Source organism: Accumulibacter sp., assembly GCF_029255145.1.
GTDB lineage: Bacteria > Pseudomonadota > Gammaproteobacteria > Burkholderiales > Rhodocyclaceae > Accumulibacter.
The window spans coordinates 1-6,999 of sequence record NZ_JAPUVQ010000081.1 but is presented as its reverse complement, the minus strand read 5'-3'; the positions used below and the strand labels follow the sequence as shown (position 1 = coordinate 6,999).

The 6,999-nt window shown below is 64.7% G+C and carries 5 protein-coding genes and 1 pseudogene; 3 read left to right on the top strand and 3 right to left on the bottom strand.

Annotated elements, in window-relative coordinates; genetic code table 11:
* Nucleotides 1-158: pseudogene (locus Q1L50_RS08070) on the bottom strand (IS3 family transposase); the annotation flags it as partial.
* Between the two features lie 184 nt (nt 159-342).
* Here Q1L50_RS08070 and Q1L50_RS08065 point away from each other — a divergent pair.
* The 3 genes from Q1L50_RS08065 (at nt 343) to Q1L50_RS08055 (ending at nt 2,990) form a co-directional block, all read left to right on the top strand.
* Entirely contained in the window at nt 343-1,458 is a 1,116-nt protein-coding gene (locus Q1L50_RS08065) for a phosphoserine transaminase (protein ID WP_300337383.1), read from the top strand.
* Between the two features lie 49 nt (nt 1,459-1,507).
* Nucleotides 1,508-2,680: a phosphoglycerate dehydrogenase gene (locus Q1L50_RS08060; RefSeq protein ID WP_300337381.1), complete on the top strand. Its 1,173-nt coding sequence runs from the start codon at nt 1,508-1,510 to the stop codon at nt 2,678-2,680.
* Nucleotides 2,681-2,798: 118 nt separating this feature from the next.
* A complete protein-coding gene (locus Q1L50_RS08055; protein WP_300337380.1) occupies nt 2,799-2,990 on the top strand; it encodes a hypothetical protein in 192 nt (63 codons plus the stop codon).
* A gap of 70 nt (nt 2,991-3,060) precedes the next feature.
* Here Q1L50_RS08055 and Q1L50_RS20015 read toward each other — a convergent pair whose 3' ends face one another.
* Nucleotides 3,061-4,047, bottom strand: coding sequence for a histidine phosphatase family protein (locus Q1L50_RS20015; protein ID WP_366145225.1), 987 nt, complete (start codon nt 4,045-4,047; stop codon nt 3,061-3,063).
* Nucleotides 4,048-4,179: 132 nt separating this feature from the next.
* The gene (locus tag Q1L50_RS08040; RefSeq protein ID WP_300337378.1) at nt 4,180-6,726 is read right to left on the bottom strand and encodes an FtsX-like permease family protein; all 2,547 of its coding nucleotides are present in this window, start codon (nt 6,724-6,726) and stop codon (nt 4,180-4,182) included.
* Nucleotides 6,727-6,999 lie beyond the last annotated feature (273 nt).

Here is a 6,999-nt window from a genome sequence, read left to right as displayed (position 1 = left end):
TTCTCCTGGATGGCTTTCTTCCATTGTCCAACCTGCACAGGATGCACGCCGTATTCCCGCCCGATCTCGTTGATCGTCTTTACCCCGCGTACCGCCTCCAGACCAACCTTGGCCTTGAACTCCGGTGTATGTACCTTCCGGGTAGTTGCTTCACTCATCGCTTCTCGCTCCTATGATGGAGCACAGCTTAAACCACTGTCTGATTTCCGGGGACCACTATATGCCGCCAGCGCGCTGCCCGCGGAAACGCACTCTGTTACAATCTCGCCCTTGTTCGATGCCCGCTGGCAGCGCTTCGCCCGGGCGGTATGACGCGACTTTTTCTCCGAGACAGAGGCAATCATGCAAGCGACAGCAAAACCCAAGAACCCCAATTTTTCGTCTGGGCCGTGCAGCAAGCGCCCAGGCTATGACGTCACCGCCCTGCAACTCGACACCCTGGGCCGCTCGCATCGCTCGGCGCTGGGCAAGAAGGTTCTAGCGCAGCTGTGTTCGGAGACGGCGCGCGTGCTCGGCCTGCCGGATGGCTACCGCGTCGGTGTGGTGCCCGGATCGGACACCGGCGCGGTGGAAATGGCTTTGTGGTCCTTGCTCGGCGCGCGCGGGGTTGACGTGCTGGCATGGGAGTCTTTCGGTTCGGGCTGGGTCACCGATATCGTCAAGCAGTTGAAGCTCGCCGAGGTCAACACTCTCAAGGCCGACTACGGCGACATCGTCGACCTCGCGCTGGTCGATTTTGCCAACGACGTGGTGTTCACATGGAATGGCACGACCTCCGGCGTCAAGGTGCCGAACGGCGACTGGATCCCTGACGATCGTGCGGGCTTGACGATCTGCGACGCAACCTCGGCGGTGTTTGCAATGGACCTGCCGTGGGACAAGCTCGACGTGACGACCTTCTCGTGGCAGAAGGTACTCGGCGGCGAAGGCGCGCACGGGATGCTGATCCTCAGCCCGCGTGCGGTCGCCCGACTGGAAACGTACAGCCCGCCTTGGCCGATGCCCAAAGTCTTCCGGCTTACCTCTGGCGGCAAGCTGATCGAAGGCATTTTCCGCGGTGAAACCATCAACACGCCTTCGATGCTGTGTGTGGCCGACTATCTTGACGCCTTGCGGTGGATCGATGCGATCGGTGGCGTCAAGGCCGCGATCGCGCGCAGCGAAGCCAACCTGGCGGTGATCACCGACTTCGTCGCCGCCAATGACTGGATTGCTTTCCTCGCCAGGGATCCGGCGACGCGCTCGAATACCAGCGTCTGCCTGAGTCTCGACCTCGACGGCGAGAAGGTCAAGAAGCTGGTCAAGCTGCTCGACACTGAAGGTGTGGCTTTTGACATCGGCTCCTACAAGGACGCCCCGGCCGGAATCCGCATCTGGTGTGGCGCGACTGTCGAAAAAGCCGACCTGCAGGCCCTAATGCCATGGCTGGCCTGGGCTTATGCGCAGGTCGCGGCCTGATTCGGCTGCCCGTCGTCATTCCAACCCCCCTCTTTTGAGCGACTTTTCCATGTACAAGGTGAGAACCTACAACCAGATCGCGGTCGCTGGCCTCGATCGCTTCCCGCGGCAAGCGTATGAAGTCGGCAGCGACATCGCCCATCCCGACGCGTTCCTGCTGCGTAGCCAGAAACTGCACGGCGTCGAGGTACCCGACTCACTGCTGGCCGTCGCCCGCGCCGGCGCGGGCGTCAACAATGTCCCGGTGGCCGAGTACGGCAAGAGAGGCATTGTCGTCTTCAATACCCCCGGCGCCAATGCCAACGCCGTCAAGGAACTGGTGATGGCCGGGATGTTGCTGAGCGCGCGCGGGATCGTTGCCGGGATGAACTTCGTGCAATCGCTCGCCGACCTCGAGGATCCGGCCGAAATGTCACCGCGCGTGGAAAAGGAAAAATCGCGCTTTGCCGGGACCGAGCTCCGGGGCAAGACGCTGGGCATCGTCGGCCTCGGCGCAATCGGCTCGATGGTCGCCGAGATGGCGCTGGCGATGGGAATGAGGGTCGTCGGCTTCGACCCGGTGTTATCCATCGACGCGGCCTGGCGTCTATCGAACGAGGTCAGACGGATGGAGAACCTGCAGGCGCTGCTCGCCCGCTCCGACTACATCTCGCTGCACGTTCCGTCGATCGATGCCACGCGCCACATGATCAACAGCGATTCGCTGGCGGTGATCAAGACCGGCGCGGTCCTGCTCAACTTCGCCCGCGATGCGATCGTCGATTCGACCGCCGTGCTGCGCAGCCTCGAAGCCGGCAAACTCGGAAAGTACGTCTGCGACTTCCCCGAGCCCGTTCTCCTCGGGAACCAGAAGGTCATTGCCATGCCGCATATTGGCGCCAGTACCGAAGAGTCGGAGGAAAACTGCGCGGTGATGGCCGCCAATCAACTGGTCAGCTATCTGGAAAGCGGCAACATCGTCAATTCGGTCAACTTCCCGGCACTCAGCATGGAGCGTAGCCCGAACACCTCGCGAATCACCTTTTCCAACGACAATGTTTCCGGAGTGCTGGGCCACGTTCTGTCAGTCCTGGCCGACAACAAGGTCAACGTCGTCGACATGATGAACAAGAGCCGTGCCGAGCTGGCCTTCAACATCGTCGACGTTGACAAACTACCCTGTGCCGAGGTGATCGAGGCCATTCGAGCGGTCGAGCACGTGATTCGGGTGCGGGTGATCTGACGCGCCGGCGAGTGCGACCGGGGAACGCGGCCGCTCGCCGAGGGTCAGATGCACTTCCAGACCGGCAAGTGCCTGTCTGGAACGGAAACATCGGAATCGTCACCGGGCGGGCAAGGAAATGGACTTCAATCTGCTGACAAGTGTGAGCTGGAACGAATTGCCGATCCTGGTTTTCGCGGCACTCCTGGGCCTGGTATTCGCCTTGGTCATCCGCCAGAACCAGAAAGACTACCTGGAACTGATGGGCATTCTGGCCAGCGAGTACCACGACCTCCTGCGAGGCACGGGCCGGCAGCCTCCGGCGGCGTGACGCGCCACCGCCGGTGAGCGCGTCGCGTTGGCGAGCATGCACCAACGCCGCCAGCTACCGGAACAACATCTCAGCGTTTGTCGAGGTGCTTGGCGAGTTGGCCGACCAGCTTGCCGAGGGCGGCTTCGTCGAGCAGGCGCTGGGCTTTCTGCGGCGCGACCCAGCGCCGCTCGCGGTGGCTTTCCTCCCACTCTTCTTCTGGAACGCTTTCGCTGACCTCCATCGGAAACACCGCGACCTTGCAGACGCCGCCCCACTTGGCGTAGTCGTAATGTCCGATCGGTTCCTCGTCGATCCGGCCGCGGATGCCGGCTTCCTCGAGCGCCTCCTTGCTCGCCGAGTCGCGCAAGGACAACTCCGGCTCCTTGACGCCCTTGGGAATCACCCAGCGCGTGCCCTTGCGCGAGGCGATGACCATCACCTGCAGCTTGCCGTCGGCCTGACGGTAGGGAAGAACGGCCGACTGGGTAAAGAAGTAGTCCGGGACGGGACCTCGCTCCTCCTCCTCGGGCGTGGCTTCGACAGCAGCCTCGACCGCCATCCCGTCGGGCACTTCGCCGGGTCGGGTGACCGCGACCAGGGTCGCGCAGCCGCTCGCCAGATTCTGCCAATCCTGGCGTACTTCCAGGTGGGCCAGCGCTGATGTCGGCAAGAGCTTGCCGTCGGCCGGGATTTCGACCCGCCCTTCGGTGAGGTGTTCGATCAGCTCTTCAAGCCCCGGATTGTGTCCGACCAGCAGCACGCTGCCCGCGCCTTTCGGGCAGTCGGCCAGCGCCGCCATTAGATACTCCAGCGGCGCAGCGTAGATCCGTTCGTCCCAGCGCACCTTCTTCAAGGGCAGGCCCATGGCCTTGCAGGCGGCCTCGGTGGTCGCGCGTGCGCGCTCGGCCGGCGAACTGAGCACGCTGTCCGGGACCAGCTTCCGGCTCCTGATCCATGCCCCCATCTTCTTGCTGCCCAAACGGCCGCGAGCAACCAGCGGACGATCGAAATCGTCGTCGCCGGTGGTCCAGTCCGATTTCCCGTGCCGCAAAATCAGCAACGTCCTGTTCTTCATCTCGCTCCTCCTGGTGTCTGCACATTGGTCGCCAACAAGCGCCGCGCGCCTTCGTGGCCTGGCGTCATCATCTCTGTCGCGGCACTTCGCATGATAAAGGCCGACGCCTTGCCGGCGACCGCCGCTGCCGGTTCACGCGCTGCCACCGCGCAGCGCCTCGATCGCCGCTGTCTGCAACAGCCTCGACGCGGCAAACCATCCCGCAGCGGTAACCAGCGCTGCCCCGCCGAAGACCCCAAGCAGTGGCAGCCACAGATTGAGGTGCACGTCGAAATGGAATACCTGGCGCGCCAGGAACTGCCCGACAGCCGACGCACCCAGCGCCGCGATCAGGCCGGAGAGGGCTCCAATCGCCGCGAATTCGGCCAGCAGCGCGCGCCGCAGCTGCTCCCGGCGAGCCCCCAGGGCGCGCATCACCGCCAGTTCGTAGCGCCGTTCCTGCGCCGCCGACGCCAGCGCGGCATAGAGTACGATGAAACCGGCGGCCAGCGTAAACAGGAAAATGAACTGCACCGCCTGCGCCACCTGCTCGATGACCGATTGCAGCTGACGCAATATCGCCGCGACATCGATCACCGTCAGGTTGGGGAAGTCGCGAACCAGGCCGTTGACCACGCCCGCCTTGGCCGGAGGCAGGTAGAAACTGGTTATCCAGCTCGCCGGATAACCCTCCAGAACCAGCGGCGGCGTCAGAACGAAGAAATTCACCTGCATCGTGTCCCAGTCCACCTTGCGCAGGCCGACCACCCAGATCTCGACGGCCTCGCCGGCGACGACGAACTCGAGGCGATCACCAACGCTCAGCCCCAGCGTCCTGGCCAGCCCCTCTTCCACCGAAGCCGCTGCCTGATCGCCCTTGTTCGCCAGATCTGCTGCAGAAAACCAGCGCCCGGCACTGAGGCTGTTGCCCGCCGGCAGGTCAGCGCGCATCGACAGGTTGAACTCGCGCTCGATCAGCCGCTGCGCCCGATCGTCGGAATAGCTGGCGGCGTTGACCTCGACGCCATTGACGCGGGTCAGGCGCCCGCGGACCATCGGCGCCAGTTCCGGCAGCAGACCCTGCGCGGCCAGCGCGCGACGCACTGGCGTCACCTGTTCGGCCTGGATATTGACCACGAAGCGGTTCGGCGCATCCGCCGGCACGGCCCGCTGCCAGGCCTCGAACAGCTCGCCGCGGGTGACGGTCAGCAACAGCAGCGCCATGAAAGCCAGCGACAGGGCAACGATCTGGACGACGCTGGCGGTCGCCCGCCGCTCGAGACTGGCCAGCCCGTAGCGCCAGCCGATGCCGCCCGCGCTGGCAGCAGCCGAACGTCCGCCCCGCGCAGCCGCTGCCAGCCTGACCGCCAGTCGGGCAACGAGCGCAAAGACGATCAATGCGACGCTGAAGCCAAGCACCACGTAGGCGCCGAGCGTCAGCTCGCCGGCGACCCAGAACATCAGGCCAGCGAGCGCCAGGAAGCCAAGCAGGTAGCCGCCGAGCAGACCGGGCCGGGGACTGCCCAATTCACCGCGCAGGACCCGCAAGGTCGGCACCTTCTTGAGCTGCAGCAGAGGCGGCACCGCGAAGCCGAAAAGCAGCAACATGCCGACCGCCACCCCCTGCACCACCGGCAGCAGGCCCGGCGGTGGCAGGGGCGTCGCCAACAGCTGCGCCAGCCACGCGTGCAGGGCGAAGTGGGCCAGGTAGCCCAGCGCGCAGCCGACCGCTGCGGCGAGCGCCCCCAGTGCGGCGAACTGGCCCAGATAGAGGCGCAGCAGCGTCGCCTGGGTCGCCCCCAGGCAGCGCATCACGGCGCAGGGGTCGAGATGTCGCTGCCCATAGCGGCGCGCGGCGAGTGCCACCGCCACCGCCGCCATGACCACCGTCAGCAGCGCCGAGAGGCCGAGAAACTTCTGCGCGCGGTCGAGCGCGCTGCGGATCTCGGGCCGACCGTTCTGCGGGTCCTCGATCCGTTCGCCACGCGTCAGACGCGGCTCGAGGTGACGCTGGAAGCGCTTGATCCGCTGCGGATCGCCGGCCAACAGCAGGCGATAACCGACCCGGCTGCCAACCTGCAACAAGGCCGTTGCCGGCATATCGTCGAGGTTCATCAGCAAGCGCGGTGCAACGCTGAAGAAATTGATGCCGCGATCGGGTTCCAGGGTCAGCACGGCAGCGACGCGCAACGAGGCTTGTCCGACGGCGGCCAGATCGCCGACGCGCGCGTTCAGCGCTGCCGCAAGGCGCTCGTCGATCCAGATCGTGCCTGCCTGGGGAATGCCGTCGGCAGGCTGGTCGGGCACGTTCAGCGCCGACGCGACACGCAAGGAACCACGCAGGGGATAGCCGGCACCGACCGCCTTGATCTCGGCCAACTGGGCCTGCAACCCGCCACCCGCAGAGCGGCTCACCATGCTCGGGAAGGTTCGCGTTTCGACGACTTGCAGGCCACCTGCGCGCGCCTCTTCGGCAAGCGCCGCCGGCCACGGATGATCCGCCACCAGCAAGAGGTCGGCACCAAGCAGTTGGTGCGACTCACGTTCCAGCGCCTGCCGCACCCGGTCGGTGAAAAAGCCGACCGCCGTCAGCGCCGCCACCGCCACCACCAATGCCGCTGCCAGCAAGCGCAACTCACCACCGCGCGCATCGCGGCACAACATCCGCCAGGAAAAGGACCACAGGGACCACGAGCTCATTGCGCAAAGGTACAGGGTTAAAGGCTTACCGCACAAGCGAAAAGCCATGGCCCTTGCGGCCGGGCGAAGTTGTTACACTGCGTCATAGCTATGCTAGCGGTGCGTGTATTGTGTTCGGCTGGCGTCGTCGAGCTGCTCAACCGATGTTTAACTTCAGATTTCCTGATCCCGGCCGGGAATGTAGGTAGAATTCCGGAATTGCGAGTAGCACTTTATTTCGAAGGCCATAATTTTCGTATGGCATAGACCAAGCGTCGCTAGGAGTGCAAGGAG

Coding starts and splice junctions, on each gene's coding strand:
- Q1L50_RS08060 (WP_300337381.1), top strand. CDS start 1,508: ATGTACAAGGTGAGAACCTACAACCAGATCGCGGTCGCTGGCCTCGAT.
- Q1L50_RS20015 (WP_366145225.1), bottom strand. CDS start 4,047: ATGAAGAACAGGACGTTGCTGATTTTGCGGCACGGGAAATCGGACTGG.
- Q1L50_RS08055 (WP_300337380.1), top strand. CDS start 2,799: ATGGACTTCAATCTGCTGACAAGTGTGAGCTGGAACGAATTGCCGATC.
- Q1L50_RS08040 (WP_300337378.1), bottom strand. CDS start 6,726: ATGAGCTCGTGGTCCCTGTGGTCCTTTTCCTGGCGGATGTTGTGCCGC.
- Q1L50_RS08065 (WP_300337383.1), top strand. CDS start 343: ATGCAAGCGACAGCAAAACCCAAGAACCCCAATTTTTCGTCTGGGCCG.